Source organism: Streptomyces sp. NPDC007901 (assembly GCF_042959465.1).
Lineage (GTDB): Bacteria > Actinomycetota > Actinomycetes > Streptomycetales > Streptomycetaceae > Streptomyces.
In genome coordinates this window covers 319,871-344,375 of the sequence record NZ_JBIBKW010000004.1, presented here as the reverse complement: position 1 = coordinate 344,375, position 24,505 = coordinate 319,871, and the positions used below count along the sequence as shown (strand labels likewise).

Here is a 24,505-nt window from a genome sequence, read left to right as displayed (position 1 = left end):
CATGGGTTGGCTGGAGGGCGAGGTCGCCCTGATCACCGGCGGGGGCTCCGGCATCGGTCGCGCCGTCGCCCTGCGCTACCTCGCCGAAGGCGCGAGCGTCGCCGTCCTCGGCCGTGGGACCGCGCAGTTGGAGGAGGTCGTCGCCGCGGCGGGCGACCTCTCCGACCGGGTGCTGCCTCTCACCGGCGACGTACGCTCCCCGGACGATCTGCACCGGGCGGTGGACGCGACCGTCAAGAGGTTCGGCAAGCTGGACATCCTCGTCCCCAACGCCGGGATCTGGGACTACCACCGCAGCGTCACCAAGCTCGACGGCAAGGAGCTGTCCGAGGCGTTCGACGAAATCTTCGGCATCAACGTCAAGGGCTACGTCCTCGCCGTCGAGGCGGCCTGGCGGGAACTCGTCGCCACGCGCGGCAGCATCGTGATGACCCTGTCCAACGCCTCCTTCCACACCGACGGTGGCGGCCCCCTGTACACCGCCAGCAAGCACGCCTGCCTCGGCCTGCTCCGCCAGTTCGCCTACGAACTGGCGCCGCGGGTCCGCGTCAACGGCGTCGCCGTCGGCGGCATGCGCACCAAGCTGCGCGGCCCGCAGAGCCTGGGCCTTCAGGACCGCACGCTCGAAGCCTCCTTCGCCAAGAACGAGGCGTCCGGACAGGAACAGCAACCGCTCATCCCGCTGTACGACTCCAGCGTCGAGCCGGAGGACTTCACCGGCCCGTACGTCCTGCTGGCCTCCCGCGCCAACAGCGGCACCGTCACCGGCGCCGTGATCCCCGCCGACGGCGGCATCGCCGTCCGCGGATTCCGTTCCCCGGCCGGTGGCGCCGGCCTCTGAACCGTCTCTCCTTCTCACTTCCGCACGACAGCCATCGAAGGAGCCGCCGCATGGCCGCCGTCGACATCAGCCCCGCCGCGGCACTGCACCGCAGAGCCCAGTACCCCACCGCCTGCGCACTCGTCTACGAGGGCCATGAGATCTCTGCCGCCCAACTCAGCCGCAGGACGGCCGAGTTGGCTGCCGGGCTGGCCGTACGTGGACTGCGGCGCGGCGACCGGGTCGCCTACCTCGGCCTCAACAGCGTGACCTTCTTCGAGACGCTGCTGGCCGCGGCCCACCTCGGGGCGGTCTTCGTGCCGGTCAACTTCCGGCTCGCGGCCGAGGAGGTGCGCCACATCCTCAGCGACAGCGGTGCGCACACCCTGGTCGTCGAGGAGGGCCATCGCGCACTCGTCGAGTCGGTGATGAGCGACATACCCGCCCGCATCCACGTGCTGGTCGACACGGATCCGCGGTGCCCCGCGGCGACGGCGCCCGCCGCCGTCTGGACACCGCTCTCGGAGCTGCTCGGAGCCGACCGACGTGGCACGGAGCCGGTGGCGCTGTACGACGACGACCTGGCGGCGCTCATGTACACGTCCGGCACGACCGGCCGGCCCAAGGGTGTCATGCTCACCCACGGCAACCTCTGGTGGAACGCGGTCAACGTCGAAAGTGTCGTGGACACCCGCCCGGACGACGTGAACCTCGCCGTCGCCCCGCTCTTCCACATCGGCGGCCTCAACGCCCTCACCCTGCGCACCCTCGTGCGCGGCGGCACCGTCGTCGTGCGCCGCGGCTTCGACCCCGCCCAGTGCCTGGAGGACCTCGCCCAGCACCGCGTGACGACCCTGTTCGCGGTCCCCGCGATGTACAGCGCCCTGACCCGCGCGCCCGGCTTCGCCGCGGCCGACCTCTCCGCCCTGCGATCCGCGATCGTCGCGGGCGCCCCCGTCCCGACCCAGCTGATCAGGAACTACGAAGAACGTGGCATCCTGCTCCAGCAGGCGTGGGGGCTGACCGAGACCGCGCCCTTCGCCAGCTACCTCCCGGCCGGGCTCACGGCGGAGAAGGCCGGATCGGCCGGCGCACCCATGCCGTACACGCAGATCCGCATCGTCGACCCGGTCACCGGGGTCGGCGTGCGGGACGCGGACACGCGCGGGGAGATCTGCGTGCGCGGCCCGAACGTCACACCCGGCTACTGGAACAACCCCGAGGCCACCCGTGCCGCCTTCGACGACGCGGGCTGGTTCCACAGCGGCGACATCGCGCATCGGGACAAGGACGGCTTCTACTACATCGTCGACCGCCTCAAGGACATGATCATCAGCGGCGGGGAGAACGTGTACCCGGCCGAGGTCGAGCGCGTTCTCGCCGCGTACCCGGGTGTCGTGGAGGCGGCCGTCATCGGCGTCCCGCATCCGAAGTGGGGCGAGACCGTGCTCGCTGTGCTGACCTGCGAGCCCGGGACCACGCCCACACTGGAGGAGGTGCGCGCCTTCACCGGCGGGCACCTGGCCCGCTACAAGCTGCCCACCCAGGTGCTGATCGCCGAACAGCTGCCCCGCAACGGCAGCGGCAAGCTGGTCAAGTCCGCACTGCGGAGCTGGGTCGAGACCCAGCGGTCCGCCGAGACACCGTGAGCCGGCCATGAGCATCCACACCGCCGTCGTACCGGCACCGCCCGAACCCGTCCTGGGTACCGACTGGACGCTGCGCCAGCTCGACGAGCCCGCCACGGTAACTCCGCAGACGGCGCGCACGTACGCCGTCACCGAGGCCCAGGGCGGTCCGACGCTGCTCCTGCGCGTCCACCGCGTCGCGCACCACCCGCTGCACAGCTGCTATCCGTACGGCACCCACGACCTTGCCCTGGGCCTGGTCCTCCCCGACCACGGGCCGTCCGGCCCGGCGCTTGCCGCGAAACTGCTGTGCGCCCTCGTCCCCGCACTCTTCCTGGCCGACCCCCGCTGCCGCCGCATCGTCGCCGCACCGGACGAGAGCGACACCGTCACCCAGGCCGCCCTTGAGGCGGGCGGACTCCTCCGGGTCACCGAGGCCGACCTGCCCGACGCCAGCGTGGTCCTGTTCGCCGCCGAACCGCCGGACCTCGCCGACATGTCCACCGCCCTCGACGACATGCCCCACTGACCACCGCCTCACCGCGTGGAGAGGTGGAGAGGAGCAAGCTCGGCCCAGATGGTCTTGCCGGTGCGGGTGTAGCGCGTACCCCATCTTCGGGTGAGCTCGGCGACCATGAACAGGCCGCGGCCGCCCTCGTCGAACACCCGGGCCCGGCGGAGGTGCGGACTGGTGCTGCTGCCGTCGGAGACTTCGCAGATCAGTGCCTCGTCCTTGATCAGCCTCAGGCGGATCGGGCCGCTGGCGTACCGGATGGCGTTCGTCACCAGCTCGCTGATGACCAGTTCCGTGACGAACGCGGTTTCCTCCAGGCCCCATGCGACCAACCGGTCACAGGCGCGGCGGCGGGTCTCGGCGACGACCGCGGGATCGACGGGAACGTCCCAGGAGGCGACGCGGTCCTCGCCGAAGAGACGGGTGCGGACCAGGAGCAGGGCGATGTCGTCGGTGCGCGCTTCGGGGCTCAGGGTGCCCAGGACGGTGTCGCACAGCGCTGCGAGCGAGGACGCGGGCCGGGCCAGAGTGTGGCGCAGGGCGTCGAGTCCCTCGTCGATGTCGCGATCGCCGGCCGAGAGGAGGCCGTCGGTGAACAGGGCGAGCAGACTTCCTTCGGGCACGGTGACCTCGGCCGCCTCGAAGGGCAGGCTGCCCAGCCCCAGAGGCGGGCCGGCGGGCAGGTCGACGACCGTGCTGGTGCCGTCCGGGTGGACCAGAATCGGCGGGGGATGGCCGGCCCGGGCAAGGGAGCAGATGCCGGAGAGGGGGTCGTAGACCGCGTACAGGCAACCGGCTCCGATGGCGCCGGGGATCTCACCGGTGGCGACGGTGTCGTCCTCGGTGTGGGTGACGATGTCGTCGAGGTGGGTGAGGAGCTCATCGGGCGGGAGGTCGATGTCGGCGAGGGTGCGCACCGCCGTACGCAGGCGGCCCATGGTGGCTGAGGCGTTGATGCCGTGGCCGACGACATCGCCGACGACCAGGCCGACGCGGGCGCCGGGCAGCGGGATCACGTCGTACCAGTCGCCGCCCGCCTGCGCGCCGCCGCCCGCAGGAAGATAACGGGAAGCCGTCTCCACGGCAGGATGCGTGGTCGGGCCGTGCGGCAGCAGGTTGCGTTGCAGCGCCAGCGAGATGCCGCGTTCGCGGGTGAACCGGCGGGCGTTGTCCAGGCAGACCGCGGCCCGCGCGACCAGGTCCTCGGTGACGGCCAGATCGTCAGGGCCGAACGGCTCGCGAGACGAGCATCTGACGAACATGGCTGCTCCGAGGGTGGTGCCACGGGCGCGGATGGGTACGGCGATCAGCGAACGCAATCCGCACGCGCGGGCCTGCGCCGCCTGGACAGGGTCGGCGGCGAACCAGCGGACGACCTGGGAGTCGTCGACGTGGTGCCGTTCCGCCCGGCCGCTGGCCAGACACCGGGCGATCGGCGAAGAAGCAACATGGTTACTGATCTCGTCCGGGGCCGGATGCTCTCCGGACGTCGCGGACGCCACCCTGTATGCCGCCCGGCGCAGCGGGACGGGACCGGACAGGACAGGTGGGGGCACATCGCCCTGGAAGACGGGGTCGAGCAGGTCCACGCTGACGAGGTCGGCGAAGCGGGGTACGGCGACCTCGGTGAGCTCGCGTGCGGTGCCCACCACGTCCAGGCCGGCGCCGATGCGGGTCCGGGCCTCACTCACGAGGGCCAGCCGCTCCCGGGACTCGTACTGCTGGGAGTAGTCGTACGCCGACAGACCCGCCCCATGCACCTGGCCGGCTTCGTCCGTGAGCGGGAAGATGTCGAGAGCCCAGGCGTGCGCCTTCGGCTCGCCCGGAAGCCTCACGAAAGGCTCGGTGAATTCGGGCTTCCCGGTCTGAAGAACCCGGCGGATCCGCTGCTCGACTTCCTCGAATACGGGGCCCTGAAGGATCTCGGCCACGAACCGGCCGCGGTAGTCGTGCTCGGAGAGGCCCGCCGCCTGCTGTATCACCTCGTTGCCGAACAGTATGCGTCCCTCGCGGTCATAGATCGAAAGGGCGAGGGGCTGCTCCTCGAACATCCATCGCATGAGTGAGCACTCGTCCGGGGAGTCCGTCCTGGGTACGACGATCACCAGGCACCCGGTCGGCCGCTTGTCGGACGGCAGCGGATAGAGGCGCACCTGAGCATCCGACAGCCTGCCGTCCCGGTGTCTCAGCACTGCCCAGTCAGCGGTGAACAGATCGGTTAGAGGCTTGCCGATGACCTCCTCGGGGGCATGGCCCCACAGCGTCTGGGCGCCGCTGCTCCAATGGGTCACCAGGCCGTCCGGGTCCGTGACCGCGATGGCCGCAGCCGTGCCGAGGAAGGCCCCTGTCGACGCCGGAGGGAGTCGGCCGGGCGGCTCGTCGGACGTCATTGTCGTGCCCTAAGTGTCGCCTAAGTTGCCTTGTTGCCGGACTTGCTGACCATGTTCACGATCCCCCTGAGGGTGGCAGGTATCAAGTCGAGCGGCCACGCGGCAGTCCGTGATCGACGAGCGAGTCGTCCTCGACCCGGACGGCGGCTGTGCGGCCGTCGAGACGGATGGTTGCGAGCTTCACGCGTGACTCTCCTCGGTGTGGGCGCGGAACAGGTTGAGCTTGGAGAGGATCGGAGCATCGCTGAACTGGAACAGGTCCAGCGCTCCGGAGTCGGAGTCCGAGGGCGACGCCTGTGACCGGATCGACAGCCGTGTCCATGACGGGACGACGAAGAGGTCGCCACGGGTGACGGACCAGGAGAAGTCGCCCACGGTCACCTCTCCCGAGCCTTCGAAGACCTGGGACACGGACGACCCCGTTTCCAGGCGCGGGGTGGTCTCCGCGCCGGTGCGGATGCGGTGGAACTGGGCGCGGATGGTCGGCAAGACGTCCCTGCCGTCGCTGGGAATGGTGTAGCGCACCAGCGCGTGGCCGGGGTCGACGGTGCCGGGGTGGCCGGCGTGCTCCAGCTCCAGCTGGTCGGAGAGGGTGGCGTCGGTGTCCGCCCCGCGATAGGCCGGCCGCGGAGTGCCCTGCCTGCGGCCGAGCTGGGAGACCGGCACCAGCCCCGGATGTCCCCACAGCCGCTCGGAGCGCGACCGGTCCGGCGCCGTGTGCCCCTCCTCGGACAGCTTCTCCCGGCCGAAGTCGAAGACAGCTGGTGAGCCAGTTCGGCCAACTCGGTCATCAAGGGGCTCTATAGCCAGTCAAGACGGCCTGACCTGCGGCAACGGACTATGCGTGCGGCATTCTCGGATGTGGGCTCAGTGGGCGTCGGCGGGAATGTGTTGGGGACCGATCCGCTTGCGGAACACCCAGTAGGTCCACCCCTGGTAGAGCAGCACCAGCGGCATCATGATGACCGCGACCCACGTCATCACCTTCAGTGTGTACGGACCCGAGGCCGAGTTGTCGATCGTCAGGTTCCACGCGTCGTTGAGCGAGGAGGACATGAGGTCCGGCGCCAGGGCCAGGAAGATCGCCGCCACCACGGACGCGATGGCGACCCCGGTGAAGCTGAACGCCCACCCTTCCCGCGCCTTGGCGTTCATCGCGAGCGTGCCAAGAAGCCCGACGACTGCCACGGCAAGGGCCATCGCGGTCCACGCCGTCCCGCGCTCCGCCTGGATCCAGATCAGCAGCGCGCCCCCCAGAAGCAGAGCGACCACGGTGGCTTTGGTGGCAAACGTACGGGCCCGTACCCGGATGTCGCCCACCGTCTTCAGCGCGGTGAACACCGCTCCGTGCACGGTGCGCAGCGCGACGAAGGCGAGACCACCGAGCAACGCAGGCCAGTTCAGCAGGTCAGCGAACGAACCGGCGAAATCCTGCTGGGAGTTGATCGGCACGCCCCGCACCATGTTGGCGAACATCATTCCCCACAGGAACGGCAGCAGCAGCGAGCTGGCGAACAGCACCAGCTCCCAGTTGCGCTGCCAGCTCTCTTCCGGCCGCTTGTGCCGGTATTCGAAGGCCAACACCCGCACGATCAGCAGCAGCAGAGCGAGGACCAGCAACAGGTAGAAACTGCTGAAGAACGTCGCGTACCAGACCGGGAACGCGGCGAACATTGCGCCGGCCGCGGTGATCAGCCAGACCTCGTTGCCGTCCCACACCGGTCCGATGATGTTGATCAGTACGCGGCGCTCAGTCCGGTCGCGCGCGAGCAACCTGGTCAGGATGCCGACCCCGAAGTCGAACCCTTCCAGGAAGAAGTAGCCGGTCCACAGGACGGCGATCAGAAGGAACCAGAAGTCGTTGAGGCCCATGGCGCATCTCCTCTCAGTACGCGAAGTTCAAGGGCTTGTCGGAGTCGTCGTGGGAGTCGTCGTCGGCGTCGTCTCCCCAAGGCCCGCGCAGCGTCGGATCCTTGGCAGGCGGCTGCTCGTCCGTGTCGGGGCCCTTGACGGCGTACCTCTTCATCAGCCGTACGTTGATCCAGAGCAGCACGGCGTACAGCAGGGTCAGGGCCCCGAGCGAGATCGCCATCTCGGTCTGGCTGACACCGGGGGAGACCGAGTCTTCGGTCTTGAACAGACCGTAGGCAGCCCAGGGCTGACGGCCCATCTCGGTGAAGACCCAGCCGATGGAGTTGGCGACGAAGGGGAAGATCAGCGACGCCATGCCGAAGCGCCAGCCCCACTGCGTGATGGTCGGCCCCAACTCTCTCTTGTTGGTGAGCATCAGCTTGGGCACGTCGTCCTCGGCGGCCTGATGCTCCGGCAGCAGCCACTTCTTCTTCCGTGTCAGCCAGAATCCGGCACCCGCGGCGACGGCCGCGCTGAGCCCGATGCCGATCATCAGGCGGAAGCCCCAATAGGTGATGAAGAGGTTGGGGACGTAGTCCTCGGGGGCACCACCGTACTTCTCGGCCTCGGCCGTGGCGGTCTCGTTGATGCCGGGGACACAGCTGCTGAAGTTGCGGTCGGACAGGAAGGACAGCAGACCGGGAAGTTCTATCTCGACGGAGTTGTGGCCCTTGGTCACATCGCCGACCGAGAAGATCGAGAACGGGGCCGGACATTGGGTCTCCCACAGCGCCTCGGCCGCGGCCATCTTCATCGGCTGCTGCTTGAACATCACCTTGGCCAGGGAGTCGCCGGACAGGGCGACCAGCACGCCCGCGATCATGGTGACGACAAGGCCGAGCCGCAGCGAGGTGCGCAGGGTGACCGTCTTCTTACGATCGACGTCCTCCCCTGCGGCCTTCTTCTTCTTGATCTTCCGGAGGTGGTAGCTGGCGATGCCGATCATGAAGGCGCCGCCGGTCAGGAAGGCGGAGGAGAGGGTGTGCGCGAACTGGAACACCGCCGTGTCCTGGAAGAGGACCTGCCAGATGCTGTTGAGGTGGGCCACCCCCGTGGTCTTGTCGATGTGGTAACCGACGGGGTGCTGCATCCAGGAGTTGGCCGCGAGGATGAAGTACGCGGACAGGATCGTGCCGGTGGACACCAGCCAGATGCAGGCCAGGTGGATCTTCTTGGGCAGCTTGTCCCAGCCGAAGATCCACAGGCCGATGAAGGTGGACTCGAAGAAGAAGGCGATCAGCGACTCCATCGCGAGCGGAGCGCCGAAGACGTCGCCGACGAACTTTGAGTAGTCCGACCAGTTCATGCCGAACTGGAACTCCTGCACGATGCCCGTGGCGACACCGATCGCGATATTGATCAGGAAGAGCTTCCCCCAGAACTTCGTGGCATGGAAGTACTTTTCTTTACCCGTGCGCACCCAGGCGGTCTCCAGGCCGGCGGTGAGGGCGGCCAGAGATATCGTCAAAGGGACGAAAAGATAGTGGTAGACGGTCGTGATACCGAACTGCCATCGCGCCAAGGTCTCCGGCGCCAAAGCCAGATCCACTGCATCTTCTCCTTACATTGCCGTAGTCGCAGCAGAGGATTGCTCCGTTGATCCCACCGATTTCAGGAGGAACCGTCACACCTTGTGAACGCGATCACATTCACAAGGTGTGATGTCGTACCGGCTGTTTGGGATCGGGGAGGGGGCCCAACTTCCGAGGAGCCACAGGAGGACCTCGGAGGCGCTTGCACCGAGTCCGTCGCAGAGTCGAAGCGGACCTGCCCGGTCGACGGGCAAGTCCGAGACCCTCGGTGGACGGAGCAGGGCTCCTCACGGAACGCCTCCCCAGCTCGACCTGATCGAGGAGTGGCGTGACACGTCCGGCGCGTGGCTGTCGGTGTGGGGTGTCAAGTTCGGCCTCCGCGGCGGTCCGGAGGCTCATTCGCGAGGGTCGTGGGCGCGCAGCCCGTGCAGGAACATGTCGAGGAATTGCGCGCGGACACCGTACGCACTGACCCCGCGGAGCCGGGCAATGTGCGAGCTGTACCCCGCGATGGAACCGGTGAAGGTCTCGGCGGCCACGGAACGGTCGATGCCGGCGCGCAGTTCACCGCGGAGTTGTGCGTCCCGCAGGACGTCCTCGACGACGGCGAGGGGCTTGTCGATGCAGTCGCGCTGGAATCTCGCGTACAGCTCGGGATGGTCGGGCAGCTCGAAGGAACAGCGGGCGGCGATGAGCCAGCGTGGGCTGTCGAGGGCGTCGGCGATGTCGTCGTAGAGGGCGTTGAGGTCGCCGACGAGACTGCCGGTGCGGGGCGGGACGAGGTCGAGGGCGAGGGTGTTGAGCCCCGCGATGATGAGCTCGTCCCGCTCGGTCCAGCGGCTGTAGAGGGTGCGCTTGGCGACCTTGGCGCGGGCGGCGACGTTGTTGATCCGGAAGCCGGCGACACCATGGTCGGAGAGTTCGTCGACGACGGCGCGGAGGATGCGGTCGTCGGCGGTGGTGTCGCGGGGGCGGCCCGGTTTGGCGGGGCCGGGTTCGGCCGGGACCGGCGACGCGATGGCTGCCATGACTGGCTCTCCCCTCATCCCCGAGACGGCCCACGACTCAGGACCCATGTCCTATTGTGCGACCGAAACGGTTTCGTATTCACCGTAGCCTAGGTTACCGTATGCGCGTGCGAAATCGTTTCGCTCGAAGCTCGAACGAGGTGCCGCGGATGACAGCGAGGGACCAGGCCACCACGCCACGCACGCGCCGCAGCCGCATCACCCCGGAACGCGAGGAGGAGCTCTTCGCCACCGTCCTCGACCTCCTCCGCGAGGTCGGCTACGAGGCCCTGACCATGGACGGGGTGGCGACCCGCACCCGCTGCAGCAAGGCCACGCTCTATCGCCAATGGTCGGGCAAGCCGGAACTGGTCGCCGAAGCACTGCGCCGGACCAAGGGCAAAGTCGTCGGCGACATCAACACAGGTTCCCTCCGAGGCGACCTGCGCGCGGTGATCGAACAGCTCGACGACGAGCAACTCCACAGAGAAGCCGCCCTGGTCCGCGGCCTGATCCACGCCGTCCACGCCCACCCCGACCTCTTGCGGGCCCTGCAGAACCTGATCGTCGACCCCGACCCCGCCGGCCTCGCGGCGATCCTCCGACGAGCGGTGGCTCGGGGTGAGGTACGAGCGGACTGCCCGGCACTGCAGTACGTGCCTTACGTATTGATCGGTGCCTTGGTGGCCCGGCCACTGGTGGCCAACCGGCCACCGGACCGGACGTTCCTGCTCCACTATCTGGACTCGGTGGTCATGCCGTCCCTGACCACCTGACCCTGAGGGGTAAGCAGCAACCTGATACAGCACATCCGCGATCAAGCAGCGGCCGATCCGGACGGCGGGCCATCGTTTCTGAGCAGATCCGCGGCTCGGTAAGCCGTCCTGGGGCAAGGGCACCAAGAAGGGCGGCAGCTGTTCGCCACGTCTTCACCTGGCCGATCGACGGCGTTCTGCGGATCCTGGAGGTCTACAACACCATCAGCGGCATCTACCTGCTCAACGCCCCCTCGACCTGTCAGCGGCATGTCAGCCGTCCTGCCCGAGGGCGTGTACCGGCTGTGTCCGCCAACGGCGACAAAGCACTGGAGCACGGCAACGTCACCACCGAGGGCAGCGCGGTGATCCAGTCCACATCCAACAGCGGCACTCCGCAGCAGTGGGCCATGACCGGTATCGGCTGACCGCCGGTCACCTTCCGTCTGCCCAACCGCCAGTCGTGGATGTGGGGTTCGGGACAGGCTAGCCAAGCGGCAACAGCACACGTCAACAGTTGTACGGTTGACGCACCTCCAGGAGGAAGACGGCATGCGCGCCTCTGCGACCCGGTGTGGTGCGCAGAGGCGCGGCACTCAGGCCGACGGGAAGCTGCTGATGCGCTGGCCCAGGCTCATGAGGGCCCGGTTCAGGGTGCCCGAGTCGGCGATCACGGTCTGGCCTGTCATCACCTTGTTGTGCCGGGATGCGAGGAGTGCGTAGAAGGGCCCGTACTCCTCCGGGGTGGGCAGGTGCTGAAGGGGCGTACCCCATTCGAACTCCGCGCGGAAGGCGTCCGCAGGAATGTCCGACTGCTTGGACTCGTGCAGGTCGAGAGCGCCGGGCCCGCGGAGCTGACTGCCCGCGATGCCCGTAGGGGCGACGGCGTTGACCCGTACCCGCGGGGCGAACTCGAACCCCAGCTGATTCACCAGGCTGACCACCGCCCCCTTGCTGGACGTGTAGGCCGCACCGCCGCCGTCGGCCGCGAACGCCGCCTGGGACGCGGTGAGCACGATCGCCCCTTCCTCGGCCTGCAGCAGGTCGTGCATGATCCGCGCGGTCAGCGCGTAGCCCTTGACGTTGATCGAGAAGACCTCGTCGAACAGAGCGTCGACGCGTTCGACGGGAATGTCGGCCAGCCGGATGTTCCCGTCGAAGATGCCCTGCGCGCCGATGAGGGAAGTGAGCCGGCCGTAGCGGTCCTCGATCTGGGACCGGCAGGCACGAAGATCGTCGATGTTGCGTACGTCGCCGTGCATGACGAGGACGTCATCGCCGAACTCGTTCTTCAGCCCGAGCACCTTGGCCTCGTCGTACTCGAGGATCGCGAGCTGCGCGCCCTCTTCGAGGCAGTGGCGGGCAACGCCGAGACCGAGGCCGGAGCCGCCGCCGGTGATGAGTACGACGTGGTCGTCAAGCAGCTTCATGGGGGGTGCATTCCTTTCGGTTGACGCACGACACGGTGGTGTCGAGCGCGGGAGTGTTCGTGCGGGCGAGAGCGAGTGCCTCGTCCCAGGTGCCGCCGCGTGCGAGCAGCTTGCGGTAGTCGCGCAGCGAGCGGACACGCCCGCAGGCGAACGCGGCGTGGAACTCGCCGGCGTGCCCGAACAGGACGAGAAACTCGCCCGCGTCGAGGGAACCCTCGACGACGAGGCTGCGGTCGCCCGCACGGCGGCGGCCGTAGCACTGGAACCGCATGCCGTACTGGTCGGTCCAGAAGTACGGCACTCCCTGGTAGGGCGTGGTCTCGCCGCGGGCGATGTTCAAGCCGATGTGCCGGCCCTGCTCGACCGCATGGGTCCAGTGCTCCACGCGTACGCGCTGTCCCAGCAGCGGGTGGTGGAACGCGGCCACGTCACCGGCAGCCCACACGTCGGGTACGTTGGTCCGGCCGGCGGCGTCGGTGACGATCCCGCCGGTCACCTCGATCCCGGAGCCCGCCAGCCAGTCGACGGCGGGTTCGGCGCCGATACCCGTCAGCACGAACGGGGTCCGGTGCACACTTCCGTCCGTGAGCCGGACCTCGTACGCCCCTGGTTGTCCCGTGACCGACGCCATCGCGACGGCACTACGGAAGCGGACCCCGCGTGCGGTGTGCAGGTCGCGGAGATGGGTGGCCAGCTCGGTCCCCAGTACGGGCTCCAGCGGCAGCGGGAGCGCGTCGAGGACCGTGACCGCCACGCCCCGCGCGACGAGAGCGGCCGCGACCTCCAGTCCGATGAAGCCGGAGCCGATCAGGGTCATCTCGCCGTATCGCGCCGCGGCCTCGCGCAGCACCCGCAGGTCCTCGGGGGTGCGCAGGGCCGGCAGTACCTCACCCCCGAGGCTCCTCAGCTCGCGGGGGCGGCTGCCGCAGGCGATGACCACAGCGTCCCAGGGAAGCGCCTCGCCGTACGTGGTCACCACATAGCGGCGGTCGACGTCGAGCCCCGCCGCGGCGTGCCCGAGGCGCAGGTCGAGGCGGTTCGCCTCGATGCGTTCGGGAGAGCGGAGTTCGAGGAGTCGCGGGTCCTCCTCGGCGACAAGCAGGGCCTTCGACAGCGTGGGCCGGTCGTACGGCTGGTGCAGCTCGGCGCCGAGGACGGTGATGGAGCCGGTGAATCCGGCCTCCCGGAGACCGTCGGCGGCGCCGAGGCCGGCGGCGGAGGCTCCCACCACGACGACTCGCTCAAAGCCGCCGGTCACGGCTTGCGGCCCGAGTCGAGCGCAATGGCCTGTGCGGGGCAGGCGCGGGCGGCCTCTTCGAGGTCCTCCCGCTCGTCGGCGTCGACGGCGTCGCGCAGGAGAACAGCCGTCGGGCTGCCCGGCGGGGTGTCGAAGACGTCGGGCATGACGCTGACACAGATGCCGTAGGACTTGCAGCGGGTGCCGTCGAGAGAGACGGAGAGGTTGTCGCTCACAGGAAGACTCCAAGGTTCGGACTGGCCAGCGCCGTTTCGGTCAGCACGATTTCGCGGGACAGCAGGCGTGGGCCCGACGGTGTGAGGCGGAGCTGGTCGTAGCGCCTGCACGGGATGAGATCGAAGTGCGGGTCGATGCCGCGCTGGCGGTAGACCAGCAGGGCGCTCGACACCTTGATGACGTCGGGGCGGTCGATCTCCTCGACCTCGACGCTGCCCACGATGCGCAAGGTGCGGGACGGAGGTATTTCCGAGTACGCGTGGTCGGTGTTGAGCCGGTCCAGGCGCGTGCGTACGTGGGCCTTGGTGTCCCGGACCCGGAAGGCGTTGCGGTCGATCTCCTGGGAACGCGGTTCCGCTGCCTGTCGGATCGGCACGGTGTAGAGAAGTTCGTCGTCCAGGAGTCCGTACCACTCCTCCTCGCGGCCCTCGTCGAGCAGCCGGGCCTCCAGCGCCAGGAACTGGGTGGCCAACGCCTGAAGTTCGGGGTTGGCGCTCACGGGCGGGACGATGCGGGGGGTCTCGGTCGTGGTCATGCTGACTCAGCTCCCTCGGTGCCGGCGCCGGTGTTCCCGCGCATCACGTTCAGCCAGTGGCGGTAGAAGTGGAGCTGCGCGTGCTCGCCGTAGCCGGTGTTGCGCTTGCGGCCCGGGCCGGTCCACGAGGGGTCGTGCGACTGGTCGACCTGACTGTTGTTGCCCTGCTGGAGGTGGAACTCCATGCCGGCCTTGCGCATCCACGGACTGCGGGCGGCGCGCGGTGCGCCTTCCCAGGCGACGGTGTCGTCCTGCTCGAAGATGCCTGCCGAGCCGAAGGTGAACTGGCCGTTGACGTAGGAGTCGCGGGCCTCGTCCTCCGACATGAAGTCCCAGACGAACTGCCAGTTCCACAGTTCGATCTCGCCGGGGCCGATCGGCTGCCACTGCCGGAAGCTGGTGATCACCGACATAGGACCGCCCGGCACAGACGGGGTGTTCAGCCGGATGAAGCTGAGGTTCGGGAAGATCGTTCCGACCGACGGCGGCTCGTGGTTGACCACGTGGAGCTGTGCCTCGTCCAGACCCGACAGGTCGAAGTGCTGGGTGATTTCCGGCGCGTAGCCCCAGAGCACGTAGCCGGGATGGATTGCCTTGGTCCAGGCGTGGCCGGCGAAGGCGTGGCCGTTCTCGAATTCGTAGATGCGCGCGATCTCGCACGTCGCCTGCATTCCCTGGGCGACTGCGACCTCTTCAACGCTCCAGTGCAGCGTGTCGACGTGGTAACCGTCGCCGGCGAAGTTCTCGGCGGCCGTCTTCCAGTCGGCGCGCAGCCGGTAGCGTTCCGGAGGCCCGGCGACCCGCATGCCACCGGGTGCCAGCCCGACGATCAGGTCGAGCATCCACCCTGCCCCGCCCAGGTACTCGTCCAGCGACGGTCCGTCCGGGTCCAGCGAGGCGAAGACGAAGCCCTGCCGCGTGGCCACCCGGGGCGCGCGTATCAGGCCCCACGCCTTGGGGTCGAGACGCTCGCCGTAGGCGTCGTGCATGTGCGGGGTGCCGACCAGGTCGCCGTTGTTGCTGTAGGTCCACCCGTGGTAAGGACACTTGAAGAACCGGGAGTTGCCGGCATCGGTCTGGCAGACCTGAGTGCCCCGGTGACGGCAGTAGTTCGACAGCACGTTGATGCCGCCCTTGCCGTCGCGCGTGACGATCACCGGATCGAGGCCGATTCTGCGCTGCACGAAGTCACCCGGCTTCGGGATCTCACTTTCGTGCGCCACGAACACCCAGCACTTGGTGAATATCTGCTCGATCTCGGCGCGGAACACCGCCTCGTCGTTGAAGATTTCCACTGGGACGAGATCGTTCTTCAGCGAGGCCTCGACGCGGTCCAGGATTGCAGCGGCATCAGCCGTTTCTGGAGAGATGGCAGTCATGGGGCTCCCTTGCCTCAGTCGTGCTCGGCAGGGACGATCAGCGGATTTCCGTGGCCCTGCCTGCGGCTCGAGACGTCAGGTTAGGACTGTCATCACATGGCGAAAAGCAATTCCTGTCGATGCGTCGGCATTGATCCAATCGATGGAACGCGGGCAGGTCCCTCCTGACCGGTCCTGTCTCAGCCGGTCGCCGGGGTGGACGGTGCGTCCTGGACGTAGGCATCTGCGAAATGGTGCATGCGCTGCCGCAGCCAGGCGTGGCCCGGATCGTCGTCCATGCGTTTCGTCCAGACCATCATTTCGGTGGCCCACGGCAGCTCCATGGGAGGTTCGAGCAGCCGCAGGCCTGTCGCCGGGGCGATGCGGCGCCCGAACGTTCTGGGGACCAAGGTGATGAGCCGGGTACCGCGAATCAGGAACGGAGCGATTTCAAAACTCGTGGTGACCTCGACGCGGCGCGGGATACCGAGCAGGTCGAGTTGCAGTTCGGCCAGGGCGGGTCGCCGGTCGGGGCTGATCGCGAGGTACGGCAGCTCGCTGAACTCCTCGACCGAGATGCTCTCGCCCACATCGGGGTGCTCCTGGTCGACCGCCAGCATGTAGCGGTCGGTGTACGCGGCCTCACAGCACAGGTCCAGTCCGCTGGGCACCATCTCGCGCGGAACGATGACGAGGTCGATCTGGTCGCGGGCCAGCTGTTCCGCGTACTCCTCCGCGAAGGGCTGGATGCGCAGTCGCACGTTCGGAGCCTCGGTCGGCAGCTGCGCCAACAGCGGATGCAGTACGGCGACGGCCGAGTAGCTGGTCGCCATCACCGAGTACGTCCTGTGGTCGGTCGCGGGATCGAAGCTGTCGCGCTGTGACAGCAGCGACTTGATGTCGGTCAGCGTCTTCTGCACCGGCTGCACCAGCGACTCGGCAACCGGTGTGGCGACCATGGTCCGCCCCTGCCTGACGAGGATCGGGTCGTTCAGGAGCTTGCGGAGCCGAGCCAGCGTGGAACTCATGGCCGACTGTCCGACGGACAGACGCGCCGCGGCCGCGGTCACGCTCCGTTCCGCCATCAGGGCGTCGAAGGCGACGAGCAGGTTCAGATCCACCCGGTTGAGATCCAGGGGCGCATTGGTGGTGGGCATCGACCGGAAATCCCGTCTGTGCTGAAGGCATGCCGAAAGAAGTCGGCTGCCGCGGCTCGACGGTCGACTCCGACCACGGATTGATGTCATCAATCCGAACGCATCACTATCGATTGTTTGTATCGAGGAGTGCGTCTGTCTAGCGTCTTGCAGCGGGAAAAGCGACGCGAACGTCCTGTTCAGCGTCACTGGAGAGCAGGAGTCAACGATGACCGCGGCCTTCCGTCCGATCACCCATCTCAGACATGTGGGTATCGGTGTGCCCGACTACGGCAAGGCTCTGGAGTTCTACAAGAACATCTGGGGACTGCAGCCGGTGGCCGACGACAGCGGTGTGACCTTCTTCGCCACTCCCGCGGACCCGGAGCAGTACGTCCTTCGCGTCCGGCAGGACCAGGACAAGCGACTGGACCTCATCGCCTTCGGTGTGAACTCTCCCGAAGAAGTCGACGAGCTGGCCCGGCGGCTGGCCGCCGGCGGGATCACTCTCGACCGGGAGCCCGGCAAGCTGGACACCCCGGGCGGCGGATACGGCGTCCGGTTCTTCGACCCCGACGGCCGACTCGTCGAGGTGTCCGCCGGGGTCGCGCAGAAGCCCTTCCGGGAGCTCGAGGAACGCGAATCCGTCCCCAAGAAGCTCAGCCACGTGGTGATCAACTCCACCGATGTGGCCGCGACCAAGGCGTTCTACGAGACGTACCTCGGCTTCCGCCTCTCGGACTGGCTCGGCGACATGATGTGCTTCATGCGCAGCGGGACCCAGCATCACATCCTCGCCATCTCGCGAGCACCGAGCGTCTCGCTGAATCACATTTCCTTCGAGATGCGCGGCATCGACGAGTACATGCGCGGGACCGGGCGTCTTATGCGCGCCGGTCACCGCCCGCTGTGCGGGCCAGGCCGGCACGGCCCGGGAGACAACACCTTCACCTACTTCCTCGACCCGAACGAGAACGTCGTCGAGTACACGACGGAGCTGGAGACGATCGAGGACGAGGAGGCGTGGGAGCCCCGCGTCTTCGACAGCACCTCTCCTCAGTCGCAGGACCAGTGGGGGACCGGTGGGTCGATGACCGAGACCATGCTGCCGGTGCTACTCAAGCAGACGGACGGCGGTCTGTGGACCCCCTCTCCGATCTGATCCCTCCCCCTCCTTTGCAAAGGCCACTGAAGTGACTCTTTTCCTTGATGACGCAGCGGTACGGGCGGCCTTCGACTGGGAGCTGGCAACCTCGGCGGTGCGCGAGGCATACGCGACGAGCGTGGACGCAGCACGCTATCCGGCCCGCGGCATGGCCCGCGGAGACCACGGCTGGCTGCGTACCCTCACCGGCGTACCGGCCGGCCGCGAACTGATGGGAGCGAAGATCATCGCGGCCGCGATGCCGACGCGCCGCGCCTCCTACCTCATCCCCCTGTTCGACCAGCGGACGGCCGAGCTGGTGGCCCTGCTCGACGGCCACTCCATCACCGGTTACCGGACGGCGGCCACCTCGGCCGTCGCGGCGGACCTGCTGTCGCCGCCCGGCGCCCTGACCGTCGCCGTGATCGGCTCCGGTTTCGAAGCGCAGAACCATGTGCGCGCCCTCGCCGTCGTACGAGACCTCAAGGCCGTACGGGTGTACAGCCCACGACCGGAGAGCCGAGCCCGATTCGTCGCCGAACTGTCCGACCTGCCGATCACGCAGGCGGCCAGCGCCGAGGAGGCCCTCGCAGGCGCCACGCTGGTCGTCTGTGCCGCCCGGTCCCGCGACGAGACCCCCACCCTGCTCGGCAAGTGGCTCCGACCGGGCATGACCGTGGTGTCCATCGGATCCACCCTGCCCGAGCAGCGTGAGGTGGACCCGGAGGTCATTGCCCGTGCCGACGTGATCGCGGCGGACATGGTCGAGGAGGTGCTCGACGACACCGGGGACCTGATCGCCGCGCGAGCCGCCGGTCTCGACGTGGCGGGCAAGATCTGCTCGCTGGCCGACCTCGTCGGCGAGCGCGTCCCCGGGCGCACCCACGTCGACCAGATCGCGCTGTACAAGTCGGTCGGCTCAGCGGCCCAGGACCTGGCGGTCGCCGGCATGTGCGCGCGCAACGCCGAGCGGCTGGGACTCGGAACCCGGATGCCGGCCACCATTCATCCCGTGCAGAAGTGAGAGAGCCGCCATGACCATGGAGACGACCGTTCCACTCGGTCTGTCCGACCCCACGCTGCTGCGCACGGCCGCTTACGTTGAGGGCAAGTGGCTGGAGGCCGGCGACGGCGGTCGGCTCACCGTCCGCAACCCGTCGACCGGTGACCTCATTGCGGAGCTTCCGGCACTCGGCAGAGCGCAGACCGCCGAGGCCGTCGACGCCGCTCATCGTGCTCTGCCCGAGTGGCGGGCGCGGTCGGGCAAACAGCGCGCACAGGTGCTGCGGCGCTGGTTCGACCTCGTCACCGAGCACACGGAGGACCTGGCCCGGCTGATCGTCCTGGAGGAGGGCAAGCCACTCGCTGAGGCCCGTGGGGAAGTCGCTTATGCCGCCTCCTTCATCGAGTGGTTCGCCGAGGAGGCCAAACGGATCCGCGGCGACGTGTTCGCGGCGCCGGAGGCATCGCGCAGGGTGCTGGTGCTCAAGGAGCCGGTCGGGGTGTGCGTGGCCATCACCCCGTGGAACTTCCCCGCCGCGATGATCACCCGTAAGGCCGCTCCGGCACTGGCCGCGGGCTGCACGATGGTCGTCAAGCCTGCCGAGCAGACCCCCTTGACGGCACTGGCCCTCGTCGAGCTCGCCGAGCGGGCCGGTGTACCGGCCGGGGTCCTCAACGTGGTGATCGGCGACCCGCGTGAGATCGGGCCCGAGCTGACCGGCAATCCGCTGGTCCGCAAGGTCAGCTTCACCGGGTCCACCGAGGTCGGCAGGCTGCTCCTGGCCCAGTCCGCCCAGACGGTGAAGAAGACCTCGATGGAACTGGGCGGCAATGCGCCGGTGCTCGTCTTCGACGACGCCGACGTCGAGACCGCCGTCGCCGGTGTCGTCGCCACCAAGTACCGCAACACCGGCCAGGCCTGCATCAGCGCCAACCGCGTCTACGTGCAGGCGGGAGTCTACGACCGGTTCGCAGAGGCGTTGACCCGCAGGGTCGAGGACCTTGTCGTCGGAGACGGCTTCGACGACGGCGTGCAGCAGGGACCGCTCATCGACGAGGCAGCGGTGGCGAAGGTCGAGGAACATCTCGCCGACGCCACGAACCGGGGTGCCAGGATCCTGTGCGGCGGTTCGCGGCACCGGCGTGGAGGGCTCTTCTTCCAGCCCACCGTGCTGGGGGACGTGGCCCCGGGCATGCTCGTCACCCGCGAGGAGACCTTCGGCCCGCTCACCCCGCTCATCCGCTTCACCGACGAGGCCGAGGCCGTCCGCATGGCCAACGACACCGACTACGGTCTGGCCGCCTACCTCTTCACCCGCGACGCCGAGCGGACCTGGCGCGTCTCGGCCGCCCTGGAAGCGGGGATGGTGGGCATCAACACCGGCCTGATCTCCAACGAGGTCGCCCCCTTCGGCGGCGTCAAGCAGTCGGGGCTGGGGCGGGAGGGCTCCGTCTACGGCATCGACGAGTACCTGGAGATGAAGTACCTGGCCTGGGAAGGCGCCGGCGCGCCCTGAGCCGACTGCCGCGCCGGACACCGCAGCACGAACGAGCGCGCCGAGACCAACCCGCCAGGCGTTGAGTCAGCACCCCCATCACCCACGCACCGAGGCAAAGGACGACCATGCCCGCATACACCCGCACCGAGGCCCGGGACTGGGCCCGCGAAAAGCTCGTCGGAGCCGTCAACTGCACGATCCCGTCGTTCACCGCCGACCTTCGCGGCATCAACGAGCAGGGCATCAGGCACGACATCAGGCTCGCCCAGCAGCACGGATTCCTCGGCACCCTCGGCGTCTCCGAGGTCAGCATCACCCTGCCCGAGTACCTCGACTTCCTGCGTATCGTCCGTGATGAGGCGGGCGACGACTTCGTCGTGGTCCACCACGGCAGTTGGAGCACCCTGGAGCAGAACATCGAGGCGGTGCGCGGCGCCGAAGAGGCCGGTGCCGACCTGGTGCTCGTGTCCTACCCGCCGAACTTCTACCCGGAGTCGGAACAGGAGATCTACGACTACACCAAGGCCCTCTGCGACGCCACGAACCTCGCGGTCATCCTGTTCCCGATGTTCCTGTGGGGGTTCAGTCCCCGGGTGCACCCCTCGGACATCCCGACGCGGCTCATCCGCCGCCTCATCGACGACTGCCCCAACATCGCGGTCATCAAGGCCGAGGGCGGCTTCCCCAGTATTCAGGGCGCCATCGAGTGCCACCGGCTCTTCGGCGACGAGGTCGTCATCTCGGTGCCCATCGAGAGCGATCTCATCCCGCTGGCACAGGTCATGCCGATCCAGCTGTCCGCCACGAGCGACCACGAATACTACGGGCCCATGATCCCGCGCGTCATGGAGCTGCTGCGCGAGGGCAAGTACGACGACGCCACTGACATCTACTGGCAGCTGCATCCGGCCCGCAAGATCAAGGGCGGCCTTGCTCAGGTGCTGAACGGCGGTGCCTTCATCAACCGGCAGGCATGGAAGTTCCAGGGGTGGCTGCAGGGCTACAACGGCGGACCGCTGCGCCAGCCCACCCAGCGCATCCACGACGCCCAGATGCACGCCCTGCGCAAGGGACTCCTCGACGCCGGCCTCGAACCCAGCATGGATCCGTTCCGTGAGTTCTTCATCGGAAGGAACCCGGCGTGACCCCGGACGAACTGGACCGTGCCGACCCCGCCGGCGCCCTCGACGAGGGCGTTGAGGGCCACATCGGTCGCACCGCAATCTTGAGGACATTCCCGTGAAACCCGCAGCCGCTTCCGCGTCCTTCTCCGGACCCTTCGCCCTTGGTGTTCTCTCCGCCTCTGACCAGGCGCCTTTCCCCGGTCTCGTGATCCCCAGGGGGCGCGTGCTGGATCTTCGTACGGCCCTCGGAGAGCCCACCCTGACGACCCGGGCGATCTTCGACCGCTGGGACGAGATGCTCCCTCGCCTGCAGGAGCTCGCGGCCGACGAGACGGCCGGCTGGCGGCCGTTGGAGCACCTGCAGGTGCACGCGCCGGTCGAGCCCCGCCAGGTCTTCCAGTCCGGCGCCAACTACCGGCAGCACGTGATCGACCTGGAGGTCGCCCACCGCTCCGCCGCCGATCCTCGCACCGTGGAGGAGGCGCGCGCGGAGGTCGCCGCGGTCATGGACCGGCGGGCGGCCGAGGACCTGCCGTACGTGTTCATCGGCCTGCCGAGCGCGATCACCGGCCCCTTCGACGACATCGTACTCCCGGACTGGGCCGAACAGCCCGACTGGGAGCTGGAGTTGGCGGCAGTCATCGCCAAGCCCGCCTACCGGGTGCCGGTCGAGGAGGCCCTGGAGTACGTGGCCGGCTACGCCATCGCCAACGACCTCACCGACCGCGCCACCGTCTTCCGCCGGGACATGAAGGCCATCGGCACCGACTGGCTGCGCTCCAAGAACGCCCCCGGTTTCACCCCGCTGGGCCCGTGGATCGTGCCCGCCGAGTCGATCGCCGACCCGGGCGACCTGCGGGTCACACTGAAGCTCAACGGAGAGACCATGCAGGACGAGTCCACCAAGGACATGCTCTTCGGCATCGCACGGCTGGTGTCCTACATCTCCCGGACCTCCCGGCTGCTGCCCGGCGACCTGGTGCTGACCGGCAGCCCGGCCGGCAACGGCATGCACTGGGGACGGCTGCTGCGCGACGGCGACGTCATGGAGGGCTCCATCACGGGTCTGGGTGCGCAGCGCACCCGCTGCGTCGCCGACAGGACCGCGTCGTGACGGCCCCGCTCGACCCCACGGACACCGAGGGCGCGATCAACGAGGCCGCCAAGCGGTATTCCAACTGGGGGCGCTGGGGCGAGGACGACGTGCTCGGCACGCTGAACTTCCTCGACGAGGCCAAGCGCCGCGAGGGTGCGGCACTGGTCCGCCGGGGCGTGAGTTTCTCGTTGTCGCAGCGGTTCGACATGGACGGCCCGCAGAAGGGCTGGCGGCGCCGCACCAACCCCGTCCACACCATGCTGGCCACGGGCACGGACGCGGCCCTCGGCAACCAGGGCATGCCGCACGGCTTCGGCGGCTCCGACGACGTGATCGCGATGCCGCTGCAGTGCTCCACCCAGTGGGACGGTCTCGGGCACATCTTCGACCACGGCAAGGCCTGGAACGGTCGGGCGGCGGAGAAGGTCGTCACCTCCGAGGGCGATCTGGTCACCGGCATCGAGCACATGGCCCCGTACGTCGCTGGGCGCGGCGTCCTCCTCGATGTCGGCCGGGTGATCGGCGGTGAACGCGGAGAGCTGCCGGACGGTTTCGCGATCACCGAGGAACACCTGACCGCGACGGCCGAGGCGCACGGCGTGGCCGTCGGCCGCGGGGACATCGTCGTCGTCCGGACCGGGCAGCTGGCGCGCACCCGCCGCGAGGGCTGGGGCGACTATGCGGGCGGCGACTCTCCCGGCCTGTCCTTCACCACCGCCGGCTGGCTGCACACGAGCGAGATCGCCGCCATCGCCACCGACACCTGGGGCTTCGAGGTACGGCCGAACGAGTTCGACAGCGCCTTCCAGCCGCTGCACCAGGTCGTCATCCCCCACATGGGCCTGCTGATCGGCGAGATGTGGGACCCCGACGCCCTCGCGGACGACTGCGCCTCCGACGGCGTGTACGAGTTCTGGCTCACCGCCGCGCCCCTGCCCATCACCGGAGCCGTCGGCTCCCCCGTCAACCCGGTCGCCGTCAAGTGACCTGCCCGACAAAGGAGTTGGCGATGGAAGGCAAGAGAGCACTGGGTGACGTGCCCGGGCTGCTGGACGCCACCATGCCGGTGCTCAAGGAGCTGCCGTGACGGCCCACCAGCCCCCGGCCACCGCCGGGGGCCGCCCCTCGTCGAGCACGGACGCGCGCACTTCCCCGACGGTCGACGTCCACGCGCACCTCCTGATCCCCGAGGTCGAGGCTCTGGTGGCCGACCTGCCGGGCCTGGTACAGGCCAAGGCCCTCGACGCCCGCCGCAACGGGCCCGCGGCCCTGGCCGTCAACGGCCCCATGGTCGCCGAGCGCATCCCGAGGCTGACGGACGTCGCCGTACGACTGGCCGCGATGGACGCGCAGGGTGTGGACGTCCAGCTGGTCAGCCCGTCGCCCTCGCACTACCACTACTGGGCGGACGAGGAGACGGCGGAGAAGGTGTACCGCCTGGCCAACGAGGCGACGGCCGCCCACTGCGCCCAGGCGCCCGGCCGGCTGCGCGGTCTGGGCCTCGTCCCCCTCCAGCACCCGGAATCGGCGGTGCGCGCGCTCGAACTCGCCGTGAGTATGGGCCTGTTGGGTGTCGAAATCTCCTCGCACGCGCCCGGCCGGGAGCTGTCGGACCCCGCCTACGAACCCTTCTGGACCCGGGCCGAGGAGACAGGAGCGATCCTCTTCCTGCACCCCTTCGGCTGCACACTCGACGAACGCCTCGACCAGTGGTACCTGTCCAACACCGTCGGCCAGCCCACCGAGAACGCCGTCGCGCTCTCGCACGTGATCTTCTCCGGGGTACTGGACCGGCACCCGGAGCTGAAGGTCATCGCCGCGCACGGGGGCGGCTATCTGCCCACCCACATCGGCCGCTCCGACCACGCCTGGTCGGCCCGCTCCGACGCGGGCGCGGGCTGCGCCCACCTGCCCAGCAGCTACCTCAAGCGCCTGTACTTCGACTCGCTGGTCCACGACCCGCAGGTACTGCGGGCACTCATCGGCGCGGCCGGCGCTGACCGGGTGCTGCTCGGCTCCGACTTCCCCTTCGACATGGGCACCGAGGACCCCGTCGGCGCACTGCGCGCCGCACGCCTGCCCGACGACGACTTCCACGCCGTGCGCGGCGGCAACGCGACAACGCTGCTGCGCCTCACCTGACCCCCGCA

The 24,505-nt window shown here is 68.6% G+C and carries 23 protein-coding genes; 12 read left to right on the top strand and 11 right to left on the bottom strand.

What is annotated here, in order from left to right:
- The first annotated feature begins 1 nt into the window (after nt 1).
- From hcaB to ACFZDK_RS16215, 3 genes are read left to right on the top strand one after another with little or no spacing between them, the layout of a single operon-like run.
- On the top strand, nt 2–841 hold the full coding sequence (hcaB, locus tag ACFZDK_RS16225; protein WP_390972981.1) for a 3-(cis-5,6-dihydroxycyclohexa-1,3-dien-1-yl)propanoate dehydrogenase: 840 nt from the start codon (nt 2–4) through the stop codon (nt 839–841).
- 50 nt (nt 842–891) lie between these two features.
- The gene (locus tag ACFZDK_RS16220; protein ID WP_390972979.1) at nt 892–2,469 is read left to right on the top strand and encodes a long-chain-fatty-acid--CoA ligase; all 1,578 of its coding nucleotides are present in this window, start codon (nt 892–894) and stop codon (nt 2,467–2,469) included.
- 7 nt (nt 2,470–2,476) lie between these two features.
- Nucleotides 2,477–2,977 carry a GNAT family N-acetyltransferase gene (locus ACFZDK_RS16215; RefSeq protein ID WP_123969379.1) on the top strand — a complete coding sequence of 167 codons (501 nt, stop codon included), beginning with the start codon at nt 2,477–2,479 and terminating at the stop codon, nt 2,975–2,977.
- 8 nt (nt 2,978–2,985) lie between these two features.
- On the opposite strand, the gene ACFZDK_RS16210 is transcribed toward ACFZDK_RS16215, so the two are convergent.
- From ACFZDK_RS16210 to ACFZDK_RS16190, 5 genes are all read right to left on the bottom strand, one after another.
- Nucleotides 2,986–5,352 carry a SpoIIE family protein phosphatase gene (locus ACFZDK_RS16210; RefSeq protein WP_390972977.1) on the bottom strand — a complete coding sequence of 789 codons (2,367 nt, stop codon included), beginning with the start codon at nt 5,350–5,352 and terminating at the stop codon, nt 2,986–2,988.
- Nucleotides 5,353–5,532: 180 nt separating this feature from the next.
- The gene (locus ACFZDK_RS16205) at nt 5,533–6,018 is read right to left on the bottom strand and encodes a hypothetical protein (RefSeq protein WP_390972975.1); all 486 of its coding nucleotides are present in this window, start codon (nt 6,016–6,018) and stop codon (nt 5,533–5,535) included.
- 201 nt (nt 6,019–6,219) lie between these two features.
- On the bottom strand, nt 6,220–7,224 hold the full coding sequence (gene cydB / locus ACFZDK_RS16200; RefSeq protein ID WP_390972974.1) for a cytochrome d ubiquinol oxidase subunit II: 1,005 nt from the start codon (nt 7,222–7,224) through the stop codon (nt 6,220–6,222).
- 13 nt (nt 7,225–7,237) lie between these two features.
- A complete protein-coding gene (locus ACFZDK_RS16195; protein WP_390972972.1) occupies nt 7,238–8,812 on the bottom strand; it encodes a cytochrome ubiquinol oxidase subunit I in 1,575 nt (524 codons plus the stop codon).
- Between the two features lie 378 nt (nt 8,813–9,190).
- Nucleotides 9,191–9,823 (bottom strand): TetR/AcrR family transcriptional regulator, encoded by a 633-nt coding sequence (locus ACFZDK_RS16190; RefSeq protein WP_360562131.1) that lies wholly within the window; start codon nt 9,821–9,823, stop codon nt 9,191–9,193.
- Nucleotides 9,824–9,972: 149 nt separating this feature from the next.
- On the opposite strand from ACFZDK_RS16190, the gene ACFZDK_RS16185 reads away from it, so the two are divergent.
- Complete coding sequence (locus ACFZDK_RS16185) at nt 9,973–10,578, top strand: TetR/AcrR family transcriptional regulator (RefSeq protein ID WP_123979924.1); 606 nt, start codon at nt 9,973–9,975, stop codon at nt 10,576–10,578.
- A gap of 284 nt (nt 10,579–10,862) precedes the next feature.
- Nucleotides 10,863–10,985 carry a hypothetical protein gene (locus tag ACFZDK_RS16180; protein WP_390972970.1) on the top strand — a complete coding sequence of 41 codons (123 nt, stop codon included), beginning with the start codon at nt 10,863–10,865 and terminating at the stop codon, nt 10,983–10,985.
- 168 nt (nt 10,986–11,153) lie between these two features.
- Here the strand turns inward: ACFZDK_RS16180 and ACFZDK_RS16175 are convergent, their stop codons facing one another.
- From ACFZDK_RS16175 to ACFZDK_RS16150, 6 genes are all read right to left on the bottom strand, one after another.
- The gene (locus ACFZDK_RS16175; protein ID WP_390972969.1) at nt 11,154–11,987 is read right to left on the bottom strand and encodes an SDR family oxidoreductase; all 834 of its coding nucleotides are present in this window, start codon (nt 11,985–11,987) and stop codon (nt 11,154–11,156) included.
- Entirely contained in the window at nt 11,974–13,218 is a 1,245-nt protein-coding gene (locus ACFZDK_RS16170) for an NAD(P)/FAD-dependent oxidoreductase (RefSeq protein ID WP_185149512.1), read from the bottom strand. Before ACFZDK_RS16170 ends, ACFZDK_RS16175 begins: the two co-directional genes overlap by 14 nt.
- 23 nt (nt 13,219–13,241) lie before the next feature.
- Entirely contained in the window at nt 13,242–13,460 is a 219-nt protein-coding gene (locus ACFZDK_RS16165; RefSeq protein WP_185149513.1) for a ferredoxin, read from the bottom strand.
- Nucleotides 13,457–13,996 (bottom strand): aromatic-ring-hydroxylating dioxygenase subunit beta, encoded by a 540-nt coding sequence (locus tag ACFZDK_RS16160; RefSeq protein WP_390972967.1) that lies wholly within the window; start codon nt 13,994–13,996, stop codon nt 13,457–13,459. The genes ACFZDK_RS16165 and ACFZDK_RS16160 overlap by 4 nt, the downstream gene beginning before the upstream one ends.
- Nucleotides 13,993–15,375, bottom strand: coding sequence for an aromatic ring-hydroxylating dioxygenase subunit alpha (locus tag ACFZDK_RS16155; RefSeq protein WP_123979931.1), 1,383 nt, complete (start codon nt 15,373–15,375; stop codon nt 13,993–13,995). The genes ACFZDK_RS16160 and ACFZDK_RS16155 overlap by 4 nt, the downstream gene beginning before the upstream one ends.
- 179 nt (nt 15,376–15,554) lie before the next feature.
- Nucleotides 15,555–16,511, bottom strand: coding sequence for a LysR family transcriptional regulator (locus ACFZDK_RS16150; RefSeq protein ID WP_185149514.1), 957 nt, complete (start codon nt 16,509–16,511; stop codon nt 15,555–15,557).
- Nucleotides 16,512–16,719: 208 nt separating this feature from the next.
- On the opposite strand from ACFZDK_RS16150, the gene ACFZDK_RS16145 reads away from it, so the two are divergent.
- The 7 genes from ACFZDK_RS16145 to ACFZDK_RS16115 all read left to right on the top strand — a co-directional run bounded on the left by ACFZDK_RS16145 (nt 16,720) and on the right by ACFZDK_RS16115 (nt 24,497).
- A complete protein-coding gene (locus tag ACFZDK_RS16145) occupies nt 16,720–17,652 on the top strand; it encodes a VOC family protein (RefSeq protein WP_390972964.1) in 933 nt (310 codons plus the stop codon).
- Nucleotides 17,653–17,683: 31 nt separating this feature from the next.
- Nucleotides 17,684–18,658, top strand: coding sequence for an ornithine cyclodeaminase family protein (locus ACFZDK_RS16140; protein ID WP_390972962.1), 975 nt, complete (start codon nt 17,684–17,686; stop codon nt 18,656–18,658).
- Nucleotides 18,659–18,674: 16 nt separating this feature from the next.
- A complete protein-coding gene (locus tag ACFZDK_RS16135) occupies nt 18,675–20,153 on the top strand; it encodes a succinate-semialdehyde dehydrogenase (protein WP_390973415.1) in 1,479 nt (492 codons plus the stop codon).
- Nucleotides 20,154–20,260: 107 nt separating this feature from the next.
- Nucleotides 20,261–21,280 (top strand): dihydrodipicolinate synthase family protein, encoded by a 1,020-nt coding sequence (locus tag ACFZDK_RS16130; protein ID WP_390972960.1) that lies wholly within the window; start codon nt 20,261–20,263, stop codon nt 21,278–21,280.
- Between the two features lie 94 nt (nt 21,281–21,374).
- Nucleotides 21,375–22,373 (top strand): fumarylacetoacetate hydrolase family protein, encoded by a 999-nt coding sequence (locus ACFZDK_RS16125; protein WP_390972958.1) that lies wholly within the window; start codon nt 21,375–21,377, stop codon nt 22,371–22,373.
- A complete protein-coding gene (locus ACFZDK_RS16120; RefSeq protein WP_123979945.1) occupies nt 22,370–23,341 on the top strand; it encodes a cyclase family protein in 972 nt (323 codons plus the stop codon). Before ACFZDK_RS16125 ends, ACFZDK_RS16120 begins: the two co-directional genes overlap by 4 nt.
- 97 nt (nt 23,342–23,438) lie before the next feature.
- Complete coding sequence (locus ACFZDK_RS16115; protein ID WP_390972956.1) at nt 23,439–24,497, top strand: amidohydrolase family protein; 1,059 nt, start codon at nt 23,439–23,441, stop codon at nt 24,495–24,497.
- Nucleotides 24,498–24,505: the final 8 nt, after the last annotated feature.